The 22345-nt window shown below is 62.5% G+C and carries 20 protein-coding genes; 6 read left to right on the plus strand and 14 right to left on the minus strand.

What is annotated here, in order from left to right; genetic code table 11:
• Window positions 1-65 precede the first annotated feature (65 nt).
• The gene (locus tag K3146_RS12395; protein WP_221546628.1) at window positions 66-1145 is read left to right on the plus strand and encodes a hypothetical protein; all 1080 of its coding nucleotides are present in this window, start codon (window positions 66-68) and stop codon (window positions 1143-1145) included.
• Window positions 1146-1198: 53 nt separating this feature from the next.
• Here K3146_RS12395 and K3146_RS12400 read toward each other — a convergent pair whose 3' ends face one another.
• From K3146_RS12400 to K3146_RS12430, 7 genes are all read right to left on the minus strand, one after another.
• Window positions 1199-1606 (minus strand): hypothetical protein, encoded by a 408-nt coding sequence (locus tag K3146_RS12400; RefSeq protein ID WP_221546629.1) that lies wholly within the window; start codon window positions 1604-1606, stop codon window positions 1199-1201.
• A gap of 12 nt (window positions 1607-1618) precedes the next feature.
• Window positions 1619-2119, minus strand: coding sequence for a hypothetical protein (locus K3146_RS12405; RefSeq protein WP_221546630.1), 501 nt, complete (start codon window positions 2117-2119; stop codon window positions 1619-1621).
• 31 nt (window positions 2120-2150) lie between these two features.
• The gene (locus tag K3146_RS12410) at window positions 2151-2693 is read right to left on the minus strand and encodes a GbsR/MarR family transcriptional regulator (RefSeq protein ID WP_345724378.1); all 543 of its coding nucleotides are present in this window, start codon (window positions 2691-2693) and stop codon (window positions 2151-2153) included.
• 75 nt (window positions 2694-2768) lie between these two features.
• Window positions 2769-3911 carry a CaiB/BaiF CoA transferase family protein gene (locus K3146_RS12415; protein WP_221546819.1) on the minus strand — a complete coding sequence of 381 codons (1143 nt, stop codon included), beginning with the start codon at window positions 3909-3911 and terminating at the stop codon, window positions 2769-2771.
• Window positions 3912-3921: 10 nt separating this feature from the next.
• Entirely contained in the window at window positions 3922-4587 is a 666-nt protein-coding gene (locus tag K3146_RS12420; protein WP_221546631.1) for a CoA transferase subunit B, read from the minus strand.
• A 1-nt stretch (window position 4588) separates the two neighbouring features.
• Window positions 4589-5500, minus strand: coding sequence for a 5'-nucleotidase, lipoprotein e(P4) family (locus tag K3146_RS12425; protein ID WP_221546632.1), 912 nt, complete (start codon window positions 5498-5500; stop codon window positions 4589-4591).
• On the minus strand, window positions 5500-6207 hold the full coding sequence (locus K3146_RS12430; RefSeq protein ID WP_221546633.1) for a CoA transferase subunit A: 708 nt from the start codon (window positions 6205-6207) through the stop codon (window positions 5500-5502). Before K3146_RS12430 ends, K3146_RS12425 begins: the two co-directional genes overlap by 1 nt.
• A 73-nt stretch (window positions 6208-6280) precedes the next feature.
• Here K3146_RS12430 and K3146_RS12435 point away from each other — a divergent pair, with 73 nt between their 5' ends.
• Complete coding sequence (locus K3146_RS12435; protein ID WP_221546634.1) at window positions 6281-6742, plus strand: hypothetical protein; 462 nt, start codon at window positions 6281-6283, stop codon at window positions 6740-6742.
• Window positions 6743-7037: 295 nt separating this feature from the next.
• Window positions 7038-9362 (plus strand): CDC48 family AAA ATPase, encoded by a 2325-nt coding sequence (locus K3146_RS12440; RefSeq protein WP_221546635.1) that lies wholly within the window; start codon window positions 7038-7040, stop codon window positions 9360-9362.
• Here the strand turns inward: K3146_RS12440 and K3146_RS12445 are convergent.
• From K3146_RS12445 to polA, 3 genes are read right to left on the minus strand one after another with little or no spacing between them, the layout of a single operon-like run.
• Entirely contained in the window at window positions 9359-10438 is a 1080-nt protein-coding gene (locus K3146_RS12445; protein ID WP_221546636.1) for a mechanosensitive ion channel family protein, read from the minus strand. The two genes, K3146_RS12440 and K3146_RS12445, sit on opposite strands and share 4 nt — an antisense overlap.
• 11 nt (window positions 10439-10449) lie before the next feature.
• Window positions 10450-11757 carry a sensor histidine kinase gene (locus tag K3146_RS12450; RefSeq protein ID WP_221546637.1) on the minus strand — a complete coding sequence of 436 codons (1308 nt, stop codon included), beginning with the start codon at window positions 11755-11757 and terminating at the stop codon, window positions 10450-10452.
• A gap of 1 nt (window position 11758) precedes the next feature.
• Window positions 11759-14593, minus strand: coding sequence for a DNA polymerase I (polA, locus tag K3146_RS12455; RefSeq protein WP_221546638.1), 2835 nt, complete (start codon window positions 14591-14593; stop codon window positions 11759-11761).
• Window positions 14594-14839: 246 nt separating this feature from the next.
• Here polA and K3146_RS12460 point away from each other — a divergent pair, with 246 nt between their 5' ends.
• Window positions 14840-15076 (plus strand): hypothetical protein, encoded by a 237-nt coding sequence (locus K3146_RS12460; protein WP_221546639.1) that lies wholly within the window; start codon window positions 14840-14842, stop codon window positions 15074-15076.
• 93 nt (window positions 15077-15169) lie between these two features.
• Here K3146_RS12460 and K3146_RS12465 read toward each other — a convergent pair whose 3' ends face one another.
• Together K3146_RS12465 and K3146_RS12470 are read right to left on the minus strand one after the other, a co-directional pair.
• Complete coding sequence (locus tag K3146_RS12465) at window positions 15170-16228, minus strand: serine hydrolase (RefSeq protein ID WP_221546640.1); 1059 nt, start codon at window positions 16226-16228, stop codon at window positions 15170-15172.
• A 132-nt stretch (window positions 16229-16360) separates the two neighbouring features.
• Window positions 16361-16768 carry a host attachment protein gene (locus K3146_RS12470; RefSeq protein WP_221546641.1) on the minus strand — a complete coding sequence of 136 codons (408 nt, stop codon included), beginning with the start codon at window positions 16766-16768 and terminating at the stop codon, window positions 16361-16363.
• Between the two features lie 84 nt (window positions 16769-16852).
• Here K3146_RS12470 and K3146_RS12475 point away from each other — a divergent pair, with 84 nt between their 5' ends.
• Entirely contained in the window at window positions 16853-18226 is a 1374-nt protein-coding gene (locus K3146_RS12475; protein WP_247711274.1) for a phosphotransferase, read from the plus strand.
• Window positions 18226-19518, plus strand: a complete 1293-nt coding sequence (locus K3146_RS12480; protein WP_221546642.1) for an acyl-CoA dehydrogenase family protein — start codon at window positions 18226-18228, stop codon at window positions 19516-19518. Before K3146_RS12475 ends, K3146_RS12480 begins: the two co-directional genes overlap by 1 nt.
• Here the strand turns inward: K3146_RS12480 and K3146_RS12485 are convergent.
• Together K3146_RS12485 and K3146_RS12490 are read right to left on the minus strand one after the other, a co-directional pair.
• Entirely contained in the window at window positions 19515-20567 is a 1053-nt protein-coding gene (locus tag K3146_RS12485; protein WP_345724387.1) for a copper resistance protein B, read from the minus strand. The two genes, K3146_RS12480 and K3146_RS12485, sit on opposite strands and share 4 nt — an antisense overlap.
• Complete coding sequence (locus tag K3146_RS12490) at window positions 20564-22309, minus strand: copper resistance system multicopper oxidase (RefSeq protein ID WP_221546643.1); 1746 nt, start codon at window positions 22307-22309, stop codon at window positions 20564-20566. The genes K3146_RS12485 and K3146_RS12490 overlap by 4 nt, the downstream gene beginning before the upstream one ends.
• Window positions 22310-22345 lie beyond the last annotated feature (36 nt).

Below are 22345 nucleotides of genomic sequence, written 5' to 3' on the forward strand. Positions count from 1 at the left end.
GAGCCGAAGAGCTTGCGCTTTCGCCTGTCCCGCGGATAACCCTCTCTCATTATTGGGAGGGTCAAATGATTTTGAGATTTGCGAAGCTTGCCTTGTCCGCTTGCTCTGCCCTGTGCCTGTCGGCGACAGTCGCAGCGCAGGAGAGACTCGAATTGCCGGAGGGCGAAGGCTGGACGCATGAACATAGTGGCATAGTCGTCCCTTTCACGCTTGCCGGCGTCGACAGAACGCACGCCACGGCGTACAGCCCCGACGCGCTCAACACCGGGCTCAGCTTCGACGGGGGTGGCGAGATGCTGAGCGTCTATGTCTATCGCAAAACCAGCGGCAATGTTCCGATCTGGTTCGAGCAGGCACGTTACGGGATCGAGAGTCGCGATATCTATGCGGGCGCACATCCGGCCGGCCTGACCTACTCAATGACATTGCCGGGTCGATCGGAGCCGAGCGGACTGCAAGCAATCTACACGATGCCCGAAGAGGCTTCATTCAAGTCCACCGGGCTCGCCCTGTTCTCACTCGGCAACTGGTACATCAAGTTGCGCGCGACGTCGGAGAAGCACGATGCTGCGGCGCTGGAGGCATGGATGCGGCAGGCGCTGACCGAGCTGGTCCTTCCCGAGGAGCTTGGGGCCGCGAGCGCGGTCCGTGCTATCCAGGACTGCTCAGAGCCGCTGGAGTTCAGGAAGAAAGCCAAGGATGCGCCGAATGATGGTGCGGCCAATCTTCTGAGCGGCATGCTTGGACAAATGGTCCTGAAGGACGTCGATGAGGGTGAGCCGGTAAAGGAACCCGAGGTGGCGACGGAATGGTGCCGGGATTCCGATCTCGGCAACAACAATCGCGTCTATCGCCCGGTCGATTCTAGGGATCGCTATCTGATCGCAGCAGGAGACAGCGGGGTCGGAATATCCGTCGGGCTCGATGAAGCGGCGCAGCTACTAGCAGGCCCAGGAAAGAGGGCAAAACCCCGTTACAGTGTGACGATGCATCACGACAATCGCAACGTGAGTTACGTGGCGCAGGATCGCCTGCCGTCCCCGCAACGGGTGGCGGAACTGATCCAGGGCAAGCGTGTGACCATTTCGGTTTCAACCTGGGGCGAAGGCAGCACGATCGAGATGAGCCCCGGAGCGCTCGATTAGAGGCAACAGAAAGGCGGCCGACTCCGACCGCCTTTCGGTTGCAGGATCGCAGCTTAGTCCAAGATACCGCGTTGCGGTTCGGGCTTCAGCTGGTTCCCGAAGCTGTCCTCGCGCAGCCACTCGCCGACCTTGCGGCCGAACTTGGCGACGGCATTCATGTTGAAGAAGTGCATGAAGCCGAGCGCCACTACGACGAGGCCGATCTTGGTCGAGAGAAACTCCAGCGTCTCGGCTATTCCTTCGGGCGGCGTACCGAAGCGCAGCGTCAGCAGAATCCATCCCAGGTTGACGAGGTAGAAGCCGACAACGAGCAGGTGGTTGGTCGAATTGGCGAGGGCATCGTCATGCCCGAAGCACTCCTTCAGGAAGACTATGCCGTTCTTCGACAAGGTACGGGCGACCCACACTGTCAGCCCGATGCTGATGACGAGATAGATAATATAGGCAGGAACTAGATACATGATGTCCTCCATTCAGTCTTCGGGTTGGTGGTTGTGAATGGGGTCGCTCTGGCGGCTGATAGCCAGCGCTTCACGCCAGCCGCCCCAGCGCCAGGCAGAGGCACCTCCGGCGAGGCCACCAGGGCCAGCGAAGAGTAGCTCTTCGAAGCCCGGGCTAGACGACCGGCCGAACAGGATCATCATCGCTGCGAAGCCTGAGAAGGCACCAATGGCCGCGTACAAGAACTGATGTTCTTCTTCGACGACGGAGAGAATGAATGTGGCCGGGAGACCAATCACGACCATCCCGGCCAGCGTAAACAAACCGACAATAACGCCCAGAAAGACTATGCCGCTGAGCAGGCCGGGAGCGGTGCTGGGAAGAGTAATCAGAATGATCGCAACCGTTAAGCTCAAGGTCCCGGCAAGCGTCCCCCAGCCAAGCGCAGCCGCGAAGTGCAAAACTCCCGGACTACCTTGGTAAACTGAAATTTCTGAAATTACAGAAACACCATCTTGCGGTTGTTCGTTCATCGCTTGGGTCTCCTTCATATCAGCTTGGTGTCTAGGCTTTGCTGCCCGGAAGCAGACGCGCCACGCGGCCGCCCAGCTTCATCAGCGTGACGAGCGTCGATTTGGGAAGACGGCGCACGTCGGCGTACCAATTCGCAAGGTTGCCGATGAAATCATGCATTCGACCGACCCGCTCGCGAACGTGGGCGGGCACGTCATCGCGCTTGTCGAGGCTTTCCGCCAGCTCGCCCAAGAGTTGGATCGTCGGATCGATCTCGCGGCGCTTGCGCTCGGCCGTGATCTTCATGAGCATGTCCCACAGATCGGTATCGGCGATGAAATGATCGCGCCGATCCCCTTCCATATGGACGCGGCGCACGATCTGGTAGGATTGCAGCTCCTTGAGCCCGTTTGAGACATTGGAGCGGGCGAGGCCGAGTTTCTCGCAAATATCCTCGGCATGGCGAGGCTTGTCGGAGAGATAGAGCAGGGCATGGATCTGCGCGACCGAGCGGTTCACGCCCCATTCGCTGCCCATTTCACCCCAGTGGAGGATGAAGGCGCGCGCTTCTGGAATCTCCATGATGTCGGCCACGACTCGGCCTCCCTTTCTCTATTTCTGTAATTACAGAAATTCGGGACGACGTCAACGAGTAGACGAATTGCGGCTTCAGTCTGTCTGGTGCTGGCCCATCGCCGGAGAGGGATCGTCCAGCGCCAGTTCGGCATCCGAGAAGGTGAAAGGACTGCGTACCCCCGGCATTCCTTCGGGGGTGATCTTCATACCGCGGGCAATGGTCTGGGGGTCGGCGAAGACTTCGTCGATGGCATTGATCGGGCCGGCAGGAATGGCCGCCTTTGCGCAAGCTTCCAGCAATTCGTCCCGGCTCCACCTCGCGGTGGCTTCCGCGATGAGGGCATCGACTTCGGCCCGATGCTCGACCCGGCCTGCGTTGGTCGCGTAGCGTTCGTCCTCGAGCAGGTCTGCCCGATCGAGCACCGAGAGGAGCTTGCGGAACAATGCGTCGTTGGCTGGTGCCAGCACGACCTGACCATCTCGGGTCGGGAAGACGCCATAGGCGCTCACCTGTGCATGGGCGTTCCCCATGCGAGGGGGGTTTTGACCGGTGGCAAGATAGCTCATCGCCTGATTCGCCAGCAGGCCGACCGAACAATCGAGCAGGCTCATGTCGATCCACTGGCCCTTGCCGGTGCGGTGCCGCATCAGCAGCGCGGCCTGTACCGCATTGGCTGCCCACAGCCCGCAGGACAGATCGCTGATGGAGACGCCCATCTTCATCGGATCGCCTTGGGGTTCTCCGGTCAGCGCCATGAAACCGCTCATCGCCTGGATGACGAAATCATATCCCGGTTCGTCGCGACGGGGGCCATCCTGGCCAAAGCCGGTGATCGAACAATAGACGAGCGCCGGGTTGGCCTTTGCCAAGGTCCTGTAGTCCAGCGCGAACTTGGCGAGACCACCGGGTTTGAAATTCTCGAGCACGACATCCGCGCTGCCGGCCAGTCCTGCAATCCGATCGAGATCGGCAGCATCACGAAAGTCCGCAACGATCCCGCGCTTCCCGCGATTGCAGGCGTGATAGTAGGCGCTGGTCTTCTCGCCACCGTGCTCGACCCAGGGCGGACCCCAGATGCGCGTGTTGTCGCCTTCGGGACCTTCGACCTTGATCACATCCGCGCCGAGATCGGCAAGGATCTGGCCGGCCCAGGGGCCTGCCAGCACCCGTGCAAGCTCGAGCACTTTCAGCCCTGCGAGCGGGGCGTTTTCCTTGCGCGGTTTGTCGAGCCACATGGCCATCGTCTCAGCCGAGCGCGACCTCGTAATGCGCCGTTGTCTTGGCTGCGATTTCGTCTGCCGTGATGCCCGGAGCCAGTTCGATCAGCCGGAATGGGCTGTCGTGATCGGGGCGGTGGAACACGCCGAGATTGGTGATGATCATGTCGACCACGTTCTGCCCCGTCAGCGGCAATGTGCAGGAGGGGATGAACTTGGGGTCGCCCGCCTTGCTGTTGTGATCCATTACGACGATGATCTTCTTCACGCCGGCGACGAGGTCCATCGCGCCGCCCATACCCTTGATCATCTTGCCCGGGATCATCCAGTTGGCGATGTCGCCGTTCTCGGCCACTTCCATCGCGCCCAGCACGGTGAGGTCGATATGGCCGCCGCGGATCATGGCGAAGCTTTGCGAACTGTCGAAATAGGCGCTGTGGGGCAGTTCGCTGATGGTCTGCTTGCCGGCATTGATCAGGTCGGCGTCGACTTCGTCCTCATAAGGAAAGGGACCGATGCCGAGCATGCCGTTCTCGCTCTGCAGCGTGACATGCATGCCTTCGGGAATGTGGTTGGCGACCAGCGTCGGGATGCCGATGCCGAGATTGACGTAATAGCCGTCTTCCAGCTCCTTGGCAGCGCGGGCGGCCATCTGGTTGCGGTCCCAGCCGGTGCGTGCTTGCGTATCGGACATATCAGTTGCCTTCATTCATGATTGCGGGCGCGTCGGCGGGTGCGGTCTCGGGGCTCCAGCGAGTGCCTTCGGGGAAGACCTGCTCCATCGTGCCCTTCAGTGAATAGCCGTAAACGGGGTTGGGCAGGACGAACCAGCCATTACCCCATAGCTGCGCGAGATCACCCCGTGCAGCGAGTTGGCGACGTTCGAGCGGAGCGCGCGTATCGTCGTTGAAAATGTCGGCGAAGTCGCCGAGATTGTCGCCAGCGAGCGCAACCACACAGTATCGCTCTGCGATCATGGCGCGGCGGCCGTCCTTGTCGCCGCTATTCACGCCGTCATCGCCGCGCAGAAACAGCGTGTCGCGATGGATCGCCTCCCCAAGTCCGGCGGCGGCAATCGCCCGTGCAGCGCCCTCGGGGCTGAATTCGCGGTTGGTATTGAACACGGGAGTGATCCCCGCTTCGCGCAGGCGGCGAATGCCGGTCACGGCGCCGGGGACAGGACGGACATAGCTTGCGCCGGTCTTCTCCCATTTTTCCCAGGTCGCCTTGGAGAAGCTGGCACCCGTGGTGGTGACCCAATACTCATAACCCTGGTTGAGGATGACCGTCTCGTCGACATCGAAGACGACGGCGAGCGGTTTCCAGCTGTCGCCGCGCGCGCAGCTTTGCGCGGGGGCGACTTCACCACCGATGCCCATCGGGATCGATTGCGGCACGCGGCGTTCGCGGCTGCGCGCAATCGCGTAGTCGGCAATTCCACGCCATGCCTGAATCGATGCCCCGGCGGCCTCGCCTGAGCCGTAGAGCCACTGCATGCTCGCGGGCGCATCCTCAGCGAGTCCGCTGGCGGTAGGTGCTTCGGGTGTGGGCGTGGTTGCGCAGCCTGCCAGGGCGAACGCTGCGAACAAGGTCGTCGCGATCCGCATCAGGCGGTCTCCCGTTCGCGCGTGGTCACGAACTCGATCTTCTTGTCATAGGGCGCGCCCACGATCATGCGCTGGACGTAGACGCCAGGCAGGTGGATGCAGTCGGGATCGAGACTGCCGGTGGGGACGATCTCTTCCACCTCGACCACGCAGATCTTGCCGCAGGTTGCGGCGGGCTGGTTGAAATTGCGTGCGGTCTTGCGGAACACGAGGTTGCCCGTCTCGTCCGCCTTCCACGCCTTGACGATGGCGAGGTCGGCGAAGATGCCGCGCTCGAGGATGTAATCTTCCCCGTCGAAGGTCTTCACTTCCTTGCCCTCGGCCACCTGCGTGCCGACGCCGGTCTTGGTGTAGAAGCCGGGGATGCCCGCACCGCCTGCGCGCATACGTTCGGCCAGGGTGCCCTGCGGGCAGAATTCGACTTCGAGCTCACCCGAGAGGAACTGCCGCTCGAACTCCTTGTTTTCGCCGACATAGGAAGAGATCATCTTCTTCACCTGCTGCGTACGCAGCAGCATGCCGATGCCTTCATTGTCGATCCCGGCATTGTTGCTGGCGAAGGTCAGGCCCTTCACACCGCTTTCGCGGATAGCCTCGAGCAGTCGCTCGGGAATGCCGCACAGGCCAAACCCTCCGCTGGCAATCAGCATGTCATCCTTGAGAATTCCGTCGAGGGCGGAAGCGGCGTCGGGAAAGAGCTTGTTCATCGGACCTCCGTTACAAGCGTGGCTGCTAGCGCCGAGTTTGTGATAAGTCACCCCCGGAACAAGGAGATGAGCGATGCGTGCGCTTTCGATACTGGTCCTTCTGCCCCTGCTTTCGGCCTGCGAACCGCCGCCCACGCCCGAGCCCGAACCCAGGGTCACTGCGGACCCGGTAGTCATCAAGTCGGAGACAGAGCGGCAGACCATGTTGGCTGGCTCTGCGTCGCGGGGCGATTTCAAGGTCAATTTCGGTGAACCCTTTATCGGCTTCGAGAACCGCGGCGAGCGCATGTCGATCCGTCAGAACTACGAAGGGCCGAGCTACCGCGTGATCGATGTGAAGGGCAGCCCGGGTGAGAATGCGGTGATCTTCCGCGCGCAGGAAGGCGCGATCCCAGGTGGCGAACCCTTTGTCCTGACAATCGAGCGCATGGACTGCGTCGACCAGTTTACCGGCGACAGGACGCTGTTCACGGCCTGGCTGGGCACGGCATCGAACCCCAAGGAGACGAAGGGTTGCGCTGCACGCGCGAGATGACCCGCCAAGGCAGATACGATAAATCAGTAGGTTATTTGCGGTGGTTGCGCCTGGCGCAACAAACCTTGTTTATTTCGCACTTGCACAAAATCGCTCGCGCCAGCATATCTCTACCTGCCTTTCAGGCATCCTCTCCCAAGACTTTTCCAGCCCGGTTGGTTCGCCAGCCGGGCTTTTTTCTTGTCCGTAAACCTGCGGAGGAAGGGACCCCCCAGACCTCTCGCTCATTGCATGTTTGTAACCCGTCCCCATCTGCGGAGACGTAAGACAATAATTGCGAGGGAGCTTAGCCCATATGGCCGATGCTGAAGCCGGGACGACTGTGGAAGAGAAGACGGTAAGACTGCAGGTCGCGGCAGCACGGCAGGAAGAAAGCGGGCAGGGCATCGTCAGGATGCCGCGCTCGGCGTTCCAGGCACTCGGGATTACCGAAGGTGATCCGGTGGAAATTACCGGTAAGCGTGCCACCGTCGCCATCGCCATGTCCGCCTATGACGAGGACCAGTCGATCGAGGTGATCCGCCTTGATGGCCTCCAACGCGGAAATGCCGAAGTCGGTTCTGGCGAGCATGTCGTGGTCAAGGCGGCGGAATCGCGCCCTGCGACACGCGTTGTATTCGCGCCTGCCAATCGCGAGATGCGACTGCAGGGTCCCGCGCAGGCACTGAAGCGCAACTTTGCCGGCAAGCCGCTCACTGCTGGCGACCTCGTCGCCACAACGGGCCAGCAGCCGGTCCAGAACATGCCGCCCGAAGTGCGCCGCATGTTCAATGCGCCCGCCTATGCGCTGACCCAGATCCGCCTTTCGGTCGTATCGACCACGCCCAAGGGTATCGTCCATATCGACGAGGATACCGAGGTCGAACTACGCGCCGAATTCGAACCGCCGCGCGATGCCCGCGCGGTCGTCAACTACGACGATGTTGGCGGTATCGAGGATACGATCCAGCAATTGCGCGAGATGGTCGAACTGCCGCTGCGCTATCCCGAGCTGTTCACCCGCCTTGGTGTCGATCCGCCCAAGGGGGTGCTGCTCCATGGACCGCCGGGGACGGGCAAGACCCGCCTCGCCCAAGCGGTCGCGAATGAGAGCGATGCCAATTTCTTCACGATCAACGGCCCCGAGATCATGGGCTCGGGATACGGCGAAAGCGAAAAGGCGCTTCGCCAGGTCTTCGAGGAGGCCGGGAAGTCTTCGCCCGCCATCATCTTCATTGACGAGATCGATTCGATAGCTCCCAAGCGCGACCGTGTTCCGGGCGAGGCAGAGAAGCGCCTCGTTGCGCAGCTTCTCACGCTGATGGACGGGCTGGAAGCGCGCTCGAACCTCGTGGTCATCGCGGCAACCAACCGTCCCGATGCGATCGACGAGGCGCTGCGCCGCCCGGGCCGGTTCGACCGCGAGATCGTGATTGGCGTCCCCGACGAGAAGGGCCGCCGCGAAATCCTCGGCATTCATACGCGCGGCATGCCTTTGGGCGACAAGGTCGACCTTACCGAGCTCGCCAAGGCGACTTATGGTTTTGTCGGCGCGGACATCGCAGCGCTGACCCGCGAGGCGGCGATCGATGCGGTGCGCCGGATCATGCCCAAGATTGACCTCGACGAGCGCACCATCCCGCCCGAAGTGCTCGACGAGCTTTACGTCGGCCGCGAGGATTTCCTCTCCGCGCTCAAGCGCATCCAGCCTTCCGCCATGCGCGAGGTGATGGTGCAGGTGCCCAATGTCGGCTGGTCCGATATCGGCGGTGTCGCCGATGCGATCGACAAGCTCAAGGAAGGCATCGAGCTCCCGATGAAGAACCCCGATGCCTTCCACCGGCTCGGGATAAGGCCGGCCAAGGGCTTCTTGCTCTATGGCCCGCCTGGAACCGGCAAGACGCTACTCGCCAAGGCCGTTGCGAAAGAGGCGGAGGCGAACTTCATATCGATGAAGAGCTCCGACCTCCTGTCCAAGTGGTATGGCGAAAGCGAGCAGCAGATCGCGCGAATGTTCAAGCGCGCCCGTGCCGTCGCACCTTGCGTGGTCTTCATCGACGAGATCGACAGCCTGGTACCAGCGCGCGGCAGCGGGCAGGGCGAGCCGCAGGTAACCGGCCGCGTCGTCAACACCATCCTCGCCGAAATGGACGGGCTGGAAGAACTCCAGTCGGTCGTGGTCATCGGTGCGACCAACCGGCCGACACTGGTCGATCCCGCACTACTACGCCCGGGCCGGTTCGACGAACTGGTCTATGTCGGCACGCCCGACAAGGCTGGTCGCGAGCAGATCCTTGGCATCCACACCGCGAACATGCCGCTTGCGGACGATGTGAGCCTCGCCGGCATTGCGGAGAAAACCGATCGCTTCACCGGGGCCGATCTGGAGGATGTGGTCCGCCGTGCAGGCCTCAATGCGCTCAAGCGCGCCGGAGGCGACGTGCAGCAGGTCACCGATGCCGACTTCGTCGAAGCGCTCAAGGACAGCCGCGCTACCGTCACGAGCAAGATGGAAGCCGAGTACAAGAAGATGCGAGGCGAGCTGAAGAAACGTGCTGCCGAAGTGCAGCCGATCGGCTTCATCCATGAAGGCATGCTGGAGCCGACGCGCGACAGCAAGCACGGCGGGGAAAAGGCCTAGCCGCCCATCGCTCTCTGGTTCGCCGCCTCGACCTCGAGCCGGTGGCGGATCAGGGCGCCGGGCTGGTTTTCCTTGAGCCAGGCCAGCATGTGTTCGCGCACGGCGCAGCGCAGCGTCCACAGATCACCGATCGTGTCCGCACTCATGGACAGCCGCAGCTCGATACTTTCGGGATAGGCCTCGGTCATCAGCAGTGCGAGGTTGCGTCCGTCCCACAGCGGGTGCCGTTTGACGAAGCGCTCGAACTCGGTGCGGATCGGCTCGACCTCGGCCACCGGATCGAGATGGAGCATGACCGGTCCGGTCAGTTTCTCGCTCACGCGCGACCAGTTCTCGAAGCTCTGGTCGAGGAAGCGGCTGGTGGGAACGACAAGCACGCGTTCGTCCCAGGTGCGCACCGTTACGAAGCTCATGCGGATTTCCTCGACGCGACCCGCCTGCCCGTCGACCTTGACCAGATCGCCGATCCTGAGTGGCTGTGTCAGCGCCATCTGGAGCCCCGCGATCAGTGACTTCAATGCTGGCTGTGCCGCCGCGCCAACGGCCAGTGCTGCAAGGCCGGCCGATGCCAGCATGGTCGTACCGATGTCGCGTACGCCCGGGATGTTGAACATGATCAGCGAGATGGTGACGATGATGATCGCCACGCGCACGGTCCGCGAAAGAATGGCGATGCGCGTCCGGTATCCGCGATTTGCGACTTCATCGCCCGTTGCTTCCAGCTGGCGTTCGTAGCCGATGGCGACGCCCTTCACGAAGCCGAAGGCGACCCAGCCGATCACCGCGGGGGTGATGAAATTGGCAAAGATATCCCAGCCATTGCCGACCAGCGCATCGTTTTCGGCGGCGATGTTGATCGCAAAGGCGATCATCGCAAAGCGCATGGGCTTGCGGATCTTCTCGACGATCACGTCGTCCATCAGGCTGGATGAACTGCGCGTAATCTTGCGCAGCACCATGAAGATCACCCAGTGCACCAGGAAAGCGGCAAGCATTGCGGCGCCCAGTGCAATAAGGGTGTGGATCACGCCTTCCTGCGAGATCGGCCAGTTTTCGGGATGGTAGCGGTCCAGCATTGCGCGCAGGCTTATGAGCCAGCCGTCTCGGTTGCAAGGCTGGCGGAAGCTTCGGTGTGGGGCAGGGTGATCGTGACGACCAGCCCATCCGCTGTGAAATCGCGTGTGACGCTGCCGCCGAACTGGCGGGCCGCGCTGTCCATCAGCATGCTGCCGAATCCTTTACGTTCGGGCGTCTCGCCATTGCCCGCGCCTGCCTCGTGCCAGGTCAGGACGACGGAATCGCCCTCCTGCGTCCACGAAACCTCGATCTCGCCGCCGTTGGACCATGCCCCGTATTTGACCGCGTTGGTGGTCAACTCATGCAGCACGAGACCGAGAGGGGTGATCCGTTTCGCAGGGAGCAGGATCTCAGGGCCGGAAATCGAGGCCGTCTGCGTCTGCGAACGATAAGGCGCAAGAGTGGTCTCTATCAGCGCCTCGAGCGAGGCAAGCTCGCGGTCGAGCTCGCCCTGGCTCACTTCATGGGCGACGAGCAGCGCGCGAATACGCTGGGCGATTGCTTCCGTTACCGGCTTGGCTTCGGGCTTGTCGCGCGCGCTCATCTGCACGATCGCGAGCACGACGGCGAAGAGGTTCTTGACCCGGTGATTGAGCTCGCGGGCGAGCAGGTCGGCCCGGTCGCGCGCCTCGCTGATGGCGAATGCCTGCGCGGCTTCGGCTTCGGCCCGGGCAGCGCGACCGACAAGCCTCGAGCCGAGGACGATCGCAATCAGGAGCAGGGCGATGAGCGCGCCAAGCAGCGGGAAGACCCGTCCTTCGATGCGCGCCGTCTCGCTTTGTTGGTCGGACAGGATCTGGCGTTCGATCTGCTCCATCTCTCCGATTGCGCGGCGCAGGCGTTCCATCGTCTCCTGTCCTTCATCGGACAGGACAGCCCGGCGCGCATCGAGCAGCCGTCCGTCTTCGAGCAGGATGACCGAAGCCTCCATCTCGTCGAACTTGGCGCGGGAGAGGGCGTCGATCTCGTCGAGCAGCTCTTCCTGACGACTGGTTGCCTGATCCGACAGCAGCTCGCGCAGGCGGTCGAGCGCCGGCTCGATCTGCTCGCTGCCCTGCTGGTAGGAGCGCAGGTATCGCCGGTCGAGCGTGATGAGGTATCCGCGCTGGCCGGTTTCACCGTTGAGCGCAGCGGTATGCACCTGCTGCAATTCGTTCAGCACGTCGCTGGTCAGGGCTGCCTGCTCGCGTTCTTCGCGTTCGGCCTCGACGGTCTGGTAAACGAGGTAGATCAATCCCAGCATGGCGCCGCCGATGACCAGCAACAGGGCGGCATTGGGCCAGCGCATGGGCAATCGAAGGCGGTCGGACAGCGGCATGTCAGTGCGCCGCGCCCCAGCTCTTGCCAGTGCCGATCTCGACCCCAAGCGGGACTGAAAGCTCGACCGCAGGTTTTGCTGCGTCGGCCATGACCTGCTCGATGACCGCCGAAGCCGCCTCGACATCGCCCTCGGGCAACTCGAAAACAAGCTCGTCGTGCACCTGCAGCAGCATGCGCACGTGGCTGAGCCCCGCCTCTGCCAGCGCAGGGTTCATGCGCACCATGGCGCGCTTGATGATGTCCGCGCTAGTGCCCTGGATGGGGGCGTTGATCGCGGCGCGCTCGCTACCCTGCCGCTCGGCCTGGTTCTTCGAATTGATCCGCGGGAACCACGTCTTGCGGCCGAACAGCGTCTCCGAATAGCCCTTTTCGCGTACGCTCTCGAGCGTGTGGAGAATGTACTTCTGGATGCCCGGGAAACGCTGGAAATAGGTGTCGATCATGGCCTGCGCCTCGTCGGGCTCGACCTTCAACCGACCCGCGAGTCCCCAGCGCGAAATGCCATATAGGATGGCGAAGTTGATCGTCTTGGCGCGCGCGCGGGTGTCGCGGGTGACTTCACCGAACATTTCGGTCGCGGTACGCGCATGGATGTCCTCGCCGTTCTCGAAGGCTTCCTTCAGCGGCCCAACATCGGCCATGTGCGCCGCGAGCCGCAGCTCGATCTGCGAATAGTCGGCGGCAAGCAGGACATTGCCGTCCTCTGCCACGAAGGCATCGCGGATCTGACGGCCGATTTCGGTGCGGATAGGGATATTCTGCAGGTTCGGATCGGTTGAAGAGAGGCGGCCCGTCTGCGCGCCGACGAGGCTGTAGCTCGTGTGGACACGCCCCGTTTCCGGATTGATCGCTTCCTGCAATGCGTCGGTATAGGTCGATTTCAATTTCGCCAGGTGGCGCCATTCGAGCACCTTGTCGGCGATCTCGGCGCCTTCGCCCGACAGCCGCTCGAGCACAGACTGGTCGGTCGAGTACTGGCCGCTCTTGCCCTTCTTGCCGCCCTTGTAGCCAAGCTTGTCGAACAGGATCTCGCCCAGTTGCTTGGGGCTGCCGACGGCAAATTCCTGCCCGGCGAGTTCGTGGATCTCGCCCTCCAGCCTGCCTGTCGTGTTGGCGAACTCTTCCGACAGCTTGGCGAGCCGCGCACGGTCGACCTTGATGCCGTGACGCTCCATTCCGGCGACGACCGGGACCAGCGGACGATCGACACGCTCGTAGATTTTCGTGCCGCCCTCCACGGGAAGCCGGCGCTTCAACATCGCGTGAAGCCGCCAGGTCACATCGGCGTCCTCGGCGGCATATTCGGTTGCCTTGTCGAGCGGGACTTCGGCAAAGGGGATGGCTTTCTTGCCTGTGCCGCACAGTTCCTTGAAGCTGATGCAGCTGTGGCCGAGGTGGCGCTCGGCAAGCTCGTCCATGCCGTGTCCGCCCCCGATTCCGGCCTCGCTGCGCCCGGCATCGAGCGCGAAGCTGATGATCATCGTATCGTCTATCGGACCGACCGCGATTCCTTCGCGCGCCAGCACGTTGAGATCGTATTTCCCATTCTGGAAGACCTTGAGGATCGCCTCGTCCTCGAGGATCGGCTTGAGCGCAGCGACTGCCGCAGCCTTGTCGATCTGTTCGGGTTTTTCGGCGAACATGTCGCTGCCGCCATGGCCGAGAGGAATGTAGCAGGCATCGTTGGGCCCCAGCGCAAGGCTCACCCCGACCAGCCGCGCGCGGATCGCGTCGAGGCTGTCGGTCTCCGTATCGACCGCGACCAATCGCGCTGCCTTGGCGCGCTCGATCCACGCCTCAAGCTGGCCCATCGATTGGACGCATTCATATGTGCTGCGATCGATCTCCGGCAGCTCTGGCAGCGGCTGGGTGTTTCCATCGCTGCTTGCTTCGGCACTTTCGGTTTCCTGCTTGGCCGGGTTGAGGTCGGTGGCACGGTTGGGGCTGCCTGTCCCGGCATCAAGCCGCCGCAGCAGGCTGGTGAAGCCATGTTTTTCGAGGAAGGCGGCCAGCGGTTCGCTCGGCACGCCGTCGAGCTTCATGTCCTCGAGCTCGATCGGGAGCGGGCAGTCTTCCTTGAGCGTCACGAGCACGCGGCTGAGTTCCGCATCCTCGCGATGTTCGATCAGCCGCTCCTTGAGCTTGCTCTTCTTCATGTCCTCGGCCGAATCGAGCGCGGCGGTCAGGTCGCCGTGCTCGGCGATCAGCTTGCTCGCGGTCTTGGGGCCGACGCCGAAAATGCCGGGGATGTTGTCGACCGAATCGCCCATCAGCGCGAGCACATCGCCGACCTTCTCCGGCGGGACACCGAATTTCTCCTCCACCTCAGGGATATAGATGCGCGCGCTCTTCATCGTGTCGAGCATGTCGATCCGCGCGCCATTCTCCTCGCCGACGAGCTGCATCAGGTCCTTGTCGGAGGACACGATCGTCACGTCCCAGCCCTCGCGCTGCGCGGCGCGTGCGTATGAGGCGATCATGTCGTCCGCCTCGACGTCGGGCTCTTCGACGAGCGGCAGGCTGAAGGCACGGGTGGCATCGCGGATCAGCGGGAATTGCGGGACGAGGTCTTCCGGTGGAGGCGGGCGATTGGCCTTGTACTGGTCGTAGATCTCGTTGCGAAACGACTTGCTCGATTTGTCGAGCACCACCGCGAGGTGAGTCGGGCCGTCCGCCTTGTCGAGATCGTCGGCCAGCTTCCACAGCATGGTGGTGTAGCCGTAAACCGCTCCTACTGGCGTTCCTTCGGGGTCCGTCAGAGGCGGCAGCCGGTGGTATGCCCTGAAGATATAGGCGGACCCGTCGACGAGGTAGAGGTGCTTCTTATCGGCCATTGCGCAAGGCGTTAGCAGCGAGTCGCAGCCTTGGGGAGCGTTTTGGCGCGGAAAAATGTTGGCCGAAAAATGGCGGAAATACGGCAGATTGAGGCCAGATGATGGCAAAATGTGGCGAATTCGCTTGCTACGCCACAATCCGGCCTTTATTTAGACACTGTAAGGCCCGATTTGACGGACCTTGCGCGGGAGGGCCCTCAGGGTTTCCAACCGCACCACATACTCGCTGTTTAAGGAATTATTCTTATGCGTAAGATCGCTCTTGTCGCTGCCGCTTCGGCCGCTGCCCTCTCGCTCGCTGCTTGCTCGGAAGCTACCGAAGAAGCTGCAGAAGAAACCGTTGATTCGGCTGCTGCTGACACCGAAGCAAACATGGAAGCTGCTGGCGAATCGATGGAAGCTGCTGGTGACGAAGTCGCTGAAGAAGCTGCTGAAGCTGCTGGCGAAGTCGAAGCTGAAGCTGAAGAAGCTGCTGCTGAGTAATTCAGCGCGCTTCAGACCGCTTACGGTTTGAACAGGAAAGGGCAGTGCCGCGAGGCGCTGCCCTTTTCCTTTGTGCGATATCAGTTGTGCGGATCAGCCGCCATATTCGGCGTCCGCCCAGACTCGGCGATCCTCATCGGAATTGGAAAAACCGCGATAGAGCGCCTCGGTAATCGTCGAGATGCGCGCATCGCGCATCCGGCGCGCCTCCAGTTTGAGGCCCCGATTACCGTTCTCCGAAGCCATCGAGGTGCTCTGCCCCGTAACATAGATGGCGACTGCGATCGGGCGACCGTCGGCCGTATGGAAGATGCCGATATCGCTGGCCGTGCGGCTCAGCGTTCCGGTCTTGTTGGCGAGCTGTGCGCTCATCGGGAGCGCAGAACGCATGCGCTTCTTGCCGGTGGTTGTCGCGCGCATGGCATCCATGATGACCTGTCGCGAGGAAGCACTCAGCCACTTGCCTTGGTAGATGCCCGCCAGAAGCTGACCCATGGCTCGCGGGGTCGCGCTGTCGCGGGTGTCGACGCTCGATGCCGGATCGATACGTCCATCCTCGCGAATGAGGGTGGCAATGTCCCGGGTCAGTTCGAAATCCTTGATACCGGCTGTTCTGCGCATCCAGGCGTTGACTACCTGCGGCCCACCGACAGCGTTCAGCATCGCATCCGTGCAGGAATTGCAGCTCTTGCTGATCATCAGGTCGATATGTTCTTGCGCCGTGAGATAGGCACCGCCGCGGCGCGGCAGTCGCCACTCGCTGGTGAGCGTCCATTTCCCCGCATCGACGCCCGCCAGGTACACGGCGGCAATGGCAACCTTGCTGGTGCTGGCCATCGGGAAGCGCTGGTCGGCGAGAACATCGATCTCCTGTCCGCTGGACAGGTCGATGGCATAGACGCCTATGCGTCCGCGCGAACCGTCGGCGAGGCGCGCGATGTGCTGTTCCAGCCCGGAATCGTAGACCGCGTCGAACCGCTCGGGCGTCCGTGCCTCGGTGCCCAGTACGCTGTCGAATTGATCGGCGACCTCGCTACCGAGGACCGAGTCGAATTCGGCGCTGTAATCGGTACTTTGCGCATACGACGTAGCCGGAGCCGCAAGAGCGAGCGCTCCTGCAGCCAGTCCAATTCCAATTCTCATGATCCGCATGGTCATCCTGATACCAGATTCATGGTTGTCGGAACATTAACGCAAGAGAAGAATCATGCGCAAGAATCGTCGCGACAAAAAGTGTCGTGATTGCGACGTCCCATTGTGGCGCAATGAAATTTCGTGAGCCGGTCAGGCGGCCGCGATGACCTTTTCGATCCGCTCGGTCGGTTCGCCTGTCACCGTCTTGTCGATCTCACCGATCAGGCGTTTCTCGAGTTCGGAATGATAATGGCGGCGCATCTCGCCAAGCGTCTTCGGATCGGCGATAACGAGGACATCGGTGAGCTCGCCTGATATCGCTTTCGCATTGAGCCATTCGGCGGCGGCGGCACCATGCGCCAGCTCATTCAGGTCGGTCGCTCCGGTACGCTGGCCGATATCGTCCTGGTGCCTGACCCCGGCGCTGAAATTGGATGCGGTCAGGTCGGGCTTTTGCGCGCCTTCGAGGCGCGGCTCGAAGGGCTGACCCTTGTTCTGCATGACGGTGAAATTCTCGCCATCGACGATTGCGACATGGGCCTTGTGCGGCAGCTTCATGGGTCGTGACTCCTTGGATTTCTGTGCTTCACCGGATCAACGAACGAGGCGCGCGAGAGGTCCGACCTTGTGAGGGCGTCTGGCTTGGGCCACACACTCCGCATGGGAGAGAATGACGGTGCGAGCCAATTGATCGAGGGACTGACGCGGGCGCTTGCACGCGCGGGGCTCGGTGCACCCGACAAGCTCGAGCGGTTGACGGGCGGCGCCACGATGGAGAGCTGGCGTTTCTCGGCTGGCGGCGAGGACTATGTGCTGCGCCGCGCGCCCAGCCTCGCCATGATCGAAGAGCGCCCCTTCGGCCATGACACCGAGGCGGCAATCATCCGCGAGGCCCACGCCGCTGGCGTCGCCGCGCCCGAGGTTGTGGTGGAGTTGCAGGACAGCGACCAGATCGGGAGCGGCTTTGTCATGCGGGCCTTGCCGGGTACACCGGACCCGCGTGAGATCCTTGCGATGGAAGAGCCGGACAGGCTGCTCGCCGAGGCAGCCGCCAACCTCGCGCGCATCCATGCAATTCCTGCGGCCGACCTGCCCCAGGATGTGCCCGTCCTCGATTATGCGGAAGGTATCGCGAAGCTGTGCGAGCAATTCGAGGAGGCCGGCGGCGACCGTCCGATCATCGCGCTGGGCCTGCGCTGGCTGATGGACAATGTGCCAGAGCCGATCGAGCCGGTACTTAACCACGGCGATTTCCGCATGGGCAATTTGCTGGCGCAGGATGGCTGGCTGACCGGGGTGCTCGACTGGGAGCTTGCCCATTTTGGCGACTATCACGAAGATCTGGCGTTCGGCTGCATGCCCGTGTGGCGGTTCGGAGCCTATGACCGCCCGGCGCTGGGGCTGGGCTCGCTCGAAGACTATTTCTCGGCCTATGAGGCGAACGGCGGGCGGACGGTCGATCCAGCGCGTTTCCGCTTCTGGACGATCTATCGCACTGTCTGGTGGGCGCTCGGCTGCCTAAAGAATGCACGCATGTGGCGCAGCGGCGAAGACCGGATGCTGGAGCGCGTGGTGATCTCGCGGCGAACGAGCGAGCAGGAGGTGGACCTGCTACTGCTGCTTGAAGAGGACGCGCCTGCAGAGGAGCTAAAACGCCAAGTTATTGCTTACGAAAATTTCACTCCGCCGGAAGGGGAAGCCGCCATTTCGGAAATCGCTGAGGCTATTTCCGATTGGTTGGACACCATCAAACACAAGATGGAGGGACATGACCGCTTCCAACTAGCGGTTGCTCGCAATGCCTTGGGGATGATCTCACGCGAGGATCGAAGCCTCTCCACCCTTGCTCTCCAACATTGGGACTGGTGCAAGGCTATTCTCGCGGGGGATGTAGGTTTGGAGACTCCTGAATTCTTGGCCATGGCCAGAGCATGGGCACTTCTCAAGCTTGAGGCAGACGTTCCCAAATACCCCTCGCTCGAAGTGGCGCGGCGCAAATGGTTGGGAGAGCATTGATGGACTTCACCATCCCGCAGGATCTCGAAGATTACTACGCCGAACTCGTCCGTTTCATAGAGGCCGAGATCGAACCGCTGGTCGCCAAGGACGACAATATCCGTTTCTTCGACCACCGCCGCGAGAATTCACGGACCGATTGGGAGCGGGGCGGCCTTCCCAACCACGAGTGGGAAGACCTGCTGCGCCAGGCGCGCAAGGTTGCGGACCAAGCGGGCCACTGGCGCTTCTCCGCGCCAAAGAAATACGGCGGAAAGGATGGCTCGAACCTCTGGATGGCGGTCATCCGCGACCGTTTCGCCCAGCGGGGTCTTGGTCTCCACAACGACCTGCAGAACGAGCATTCGATCGTCGGCAACTTCCCTTTCGTCGCGATGTTCGAACAATGGGGTGCCGAGGAACAGAAGCAGGAGTTCATCCTCGGCGGTTTTGAAGGAACGCGCCGTGTCGCCTTCGGCCTGACCGAGCCGGACCACGGCTCCGATGCAACCCATATGGAAACGACTGCTGTTCGCAAGACACGCGACGGAGTGGATGGCTGGCTTATCAACGGCGAGAAGATGTGGATCACCGGCATGCATGTCGCAACCCATTGCGCGATGTTCTGCCGCACCTCGGGCGAGGCGGGCGACGCGCGCGGGATCACTTGCCTACTCGTGCCCAATCCCACCGATGGGCTGGAGATCGAGGAATGGATGTGGACCTTCAACATGCCCACCGACCATCCGCGCCTTTCCGTTCAGGACGTTTGGGTGCCCGAGAGCGCAATCCTCGGCCGCGAGGGATACGGCCTCGCGCTGGCGCAAAGCTTCGTCCACCAGAACCGCATCCGCCAAGCCGCAAGCTCGCTCGGTGCGGCGCAGTACTGCGTGGAAGAAAGCGTCAAATACGCTCGCGAGCGCAAGCCTTTCGGCGAGGAGCTCGCGCGCAACCAGGCGATCCAGTTCCCACTCGTCGAGCTAGCAACGCAATGCGAGATGCTGCGCCTGCTGATCTACAAGACCGCCTGGGAAATGGACAATATGCCGCATGAAGAGATCGAGAAGACGATCTCCGACAAGGTCTCCATGTGCAACTACTGGGCAAACCGGCTGGTGTGCGAGGCTGCCGACCGCGCGATGCAGGTGCATGGCGGCATCGGCTATTCGCGCCACAAGTCTTTCGAGCACATCTATCGCCATCACCGCCGCTACCGGATCACCGAGGGCGCCGAGGAGATTCAGATGCGCAAGGTCGGAGCCTACCTCTTCGGCTATCTCGGCCCGCGCAAGGGCAAGTTCGCTTCTGGCTAGAACCAGGCACGGATGCCCAACAGCAGTTTGACGCCGTCCGGGTCCTCACCGGCGGCCTTTGCGATGTCTGCCGTCTCGCCCAGCTTGGCCTCGTATTCCACGCCGACATAGGGCGCGAATTCGCGGGCGATCTCGTAGCGCAGCCGCAGGCCGGGCTCGATCTTGGTAAGGCCTGCGCCGATCGCGCGCTCTGGAATGTCCTGGGCGGAAAGCTCCAGTTCGACACGCGGCTGGAGGATCAGGCGCTGTGTGATCTTCTGGTCGTACTCGCCCTCGATCCGTGCCGTGATGTCGCCGCGATCGGAAAGGAATAGCGCACCGTCGACATGCCACATGTAGGGCGCGAGACCTTGGACGCCGAGCACGAGGTGGCTGCGCGTTTCGGGCTCCAGATCGAGACGGACGCCCGCCTGCAGGTCGAAGAATGGGCCGATCGCATGGCCCCAGAGCGCCTGCACTTCTGCGTCTTCGATGGAGCCGCCGAACGCGCCTTCGCCCTCCGACTTGAGCACGAATTTGTCGATGTCGCCTCCGTACCAGCCCTGCAAATCCCAGAGATAGCCGTCCTCGCCATCGGCGATACGTGCTTCAAGGCGCTCGACCATCAGCGTGCCGAACGTCATGTCGCCATGCGTGGCGTGATTGGCGGCGCGCGCCTCGGCCATCGCGTCTGCGCCGAAAATCGCGTCGGCGGCATGTTGCGGGCCTTCGTAGGCTTCGGGCGGTGGCGGACCCTTGGGCACTTCGCCGACCTGGTGGGCGCTGTGATCCATCGAGGGCACTTCGTGCTGCATGCTGCCGTGCTGATCGTGCTCGGCATGATCGGTCATGTCGTGCCCGGCATGCTCGTCCTCGCCTGAAGGCTCCTCCGGCATCTGGTGCGCGGAATGGTCGGGCATCGCATGGCCAGCATTCTCGTCCCCTTCGTTCGGGGCTTCGGGTTCCTGATGCTGGGAATGATCCATGCCCGCATGGCCCGCATGCTCTTGCGCGGCGGCGGGCAGGGCGGCCAGCATCAGCGGTGCAGCGAGTAGGAAACGCACGCTCACGCTTCCTCTTCCGGTGCGGGGAAGGGCCGCACCGTTACGGTCTGCATCATCCCGGCGTGCATGTGATAGAGCAGGTGGCAATGGAAGGCCCAGTCGCCAGGCTCGTTGGCCGTAAGGTCGAACGTTGCCGTGCTGCCCGGCTGGACCACGACGGTGTGCTTCAACGGCTGGTTCATCATCCCCGCGCCGTTGACCAGCTCGAAGAAGTGGCCGTGCAGGTGGATCGGGTGCGCCATCATCGTGTCGTTGACCAGCTTCACGCGCACGCGCTCATCATAGGCGAAGCGGATCGGATCGTCGGTGACGGCGGAGAACTTCTTGCCGTCGAAGCTCCACATGTAGCGTTCCATATTGCCGGTGAGGTGGATTTCGAGGCTCCGCGTCGGCATGCGATGCGGGTTCATCCGTGCGGCCTTGAGGTCGGTGTAGCGCAGCACGCGGTGATCGACCGTGTCGAGGCCGAGCCCTGGGAAATCCATCCGGTCCATCGGCATGGGCGCGACCATGTCGAGACCCGGCCCGACTTTCACGTCCGCAGGAAGCTTGGAAGTGTCGCGCATCGAATGGTCCATCGAGCCATGGTCCATTCCCGCCATCGATCCGCCCGTGCCGTGATCCATGCCGCCATGGCTGCCTCCCATCGCTCCCATGCCCATGTCGGCCATGGTGAGCGTAACCGGTTCGCGCAGTGGCGGCGGGGTTGCGCGATGACCCTTGTGCGAGGTGAGCGAGGCCACGCCCATGCCGCTGCGGTCCATCGCCTCGGCCACCAGCGCATGGCTGCCTGCGGGCGGCGCGACGATCACGTCGTAGGTTTCCGCTGTGCCGATCTGGAATTCGTCGACCTCGACCGGCGAGACCTCCTGCCCGTCTGCCGCGATTACCGTCATCGGTACGCCGGGGATCCGGACGTTGAAGAACGTCATTGCCGAGCCGTTGATCACGCGCAGGCGTACGCGCTCGCCCGGGACAAAGAGATACTCGAGCCCATCCATCGGGCCATGCCCATTGATCAGGAAGGTATAGGTCGAGCCGGTCACGTCCGAGATGTCGCGCGGGTTCATGCGCATGCCGCCCCACATCAGGCGCTCGCTGGCAGGCATGTCACCTTCGGTCGCGGTCTGCATCTGGTTGTTGAAGTAATGCTCGCCGACCTTCAGCAGCCGCGCAATTTCGTGCGGATGGCGCGGGGTGAACTCGCTGAGCAGTACGACATAGTCGCGGTCGTATCGCGGATCGGGCTGAGCGCTCTCGATGATGATCGGGCCGTAGTGCCCCGCCTGCTCCTGAAGGCCCGAATGCGAGTGCCACCAATAGGTGCCGTTCTGGCGGATCGGGAATTCGTAGGTGAAGGTCTCACCAGGTTTGATGCCGGGGAAGCTGACGCCTGGAACACCGTCGAACTGGAAGGGCAGCAACAAGCCGTGCCAGTGAATGGAAGTATCTTCCTCCAGGTGGTTGGTCACCTCGATGCGGACGTTCTGGCCTTCCTTTAGGCGCAGCAGCGGCCCGGGCACGCTGCCGTTCACCGCAATGGCATGGCCGCTACGACCGCCGACACCGAAGTGATGCCCGCGCACATCCAGCGCGATGCGTTCGCCGGAGACCTCGCCGAACCCCTGACTGGCGTGGGTCAAAGACTGGCCGCGCGCCCAGGCCGGCATGGTCATTGCGCTAGCCGCGGCGAGGCCAGCAGTGCTGCGGATAAGGGAGCGACGGGAGATCAGTGGGGATGCGCGCATCGTGGAATGTCTTGCTCTTGCCTCTTCGCGGGTCGA

Origin of the sequence: Qipengyuania vesicularis (genome assembly GCF_019711415.1) — a bacterium.
Taxonomy (GTDB): domain Bacteria; phylum Pseudomonadota; class Alphaproteobacteria; order Sphingomonadales; family Sphingomonadaceae; genus Qipengyuania; species Qipengyuania vesicularis.